1 protein-coding gene is annotated in these 1,213 nt (G+C 64.8%); it reads left to right on the top strand.

Translation table 11 applies throughout. The features are described from left to right. Positions 1-82: 82 nt before the first annotated feature. Positions 83-1,213, top strand: a protein-coding gene (locus ACX4ZE_RS22755; protein WP_480275505.1) for an IS3 family transposase whose coding sequence is annotated in 2 segments (ribosomal slippage) — positions 83-350 and positions 350-1,213 — 1,132 coding nt annotated over the 2 segments. Because the reading frame shifts where the segments join, the coding sequence is not laid out codon by codon here. This gene is flagged as partial in the annotation.

Here is a 1,213-nt window from a genome sequence, read left to right as displayed (position 1 = left end):
TGGCCTGTCCCCAGTGAATGCGGCCGCCCGGTATTAGAGTCCTTGTTGGCCCTGGTCAGGGCTGGAAGGGACCGTGAGGGATATGGCAGGACGCAAGCGGCACTCCGCGGAGGACATCGTGCGGAAGCTGCGCCGTGCCGACGAGCTGGCCGCTGCCGGCCAGACGGGTGAGCAGATCGCAGCCGATCTGGGGGTATCGGCGGCGACCTTGTACAACTGGCGCCGCCAGTACGGCGGCGTGGATACCGACGCCGCGAAGGAACTCAAAGAGTTGCGGGAGCAGAATGCCAGGTTGAAGCGGCTGCTGGCGGACGCGGAGTTGGAGAAGGACGCCCTGCGGGAAATCGCGAAGGGAAAATTCTAGGCCCGGCCGGCAAGCGGCGAGCCGCTGACATGCTCACGCAGGTGATGGGCATGTCGGAACGGTTCGCGTGCAAGGTGGTCGGGCTGCACCGGTCCACGTATCGGCGGTTGCCGGCCGCGCAGACCCCTGCAGATCCGGATGCCGGTTTGCGGGCCTGGTTGCGCGCTTATGCGACGAGTAACCCGTGCCACGGGTTCCGGCGTGCGTGGGCGGCGTTACGGTTCGATGAGGGCAGCGAGGTGAACAAGAAGCGGGTGCACCGGCTCTGGCGTGAGGAAGGCCTGCAGGTAAGGGTCCACTCGCCGCGGAAACGGGCCGGGTGCTCGTCGGTGGCGCCGGTTGAGGCGGATGCTCCGAGGGTTGTGTGGGCGTTGGATTTCCAGTTCGATTCCACTGTCGACGGGCGGGCGGTGAAGATCGCGTCGATGGTCGATGAGCACACCCGTGAATCGCTGCTGCATGTGGTCGAGCGGTCGATCACCGCTGAGCGCTTGGTTACCGAGCTCGAGGGAGTGTTCGCCGTGGCGGGGCTGCCGCGGGTGTTACGGATGGACAACGGTCCTGAATTGATTTCCCATGCACTGCAACGATTCTGCGCAGATCGCGTCGGGATGGTGTACATCCCGCCCGGTACACCATGGAATAACGGCTACATCGAGTCGTTCAACCGCAGACTGCGCACCGAGTGCCTGAATCGCAATCACTGGACCAGCCTGCTCGAGGCCCGCGTCGTGATCGGCGATTTCAAGACCGACCATAACCATCGACACCGGCATTCGGCACTGGGTTATCGGACCCCCGCCGAGTACGCTGCGGCCTGCAGCCACTACCACCATCCTGTGGCCTGCG

It is taken from the genome of Nocardia sp. TBRC8007 (assembly GCF_056629435.1).
The sequence above is the reverse complement of the archived record's forward strand: the minus strand, read 5'-3'. Positions and strand labels throughout refer to the sequence as shown.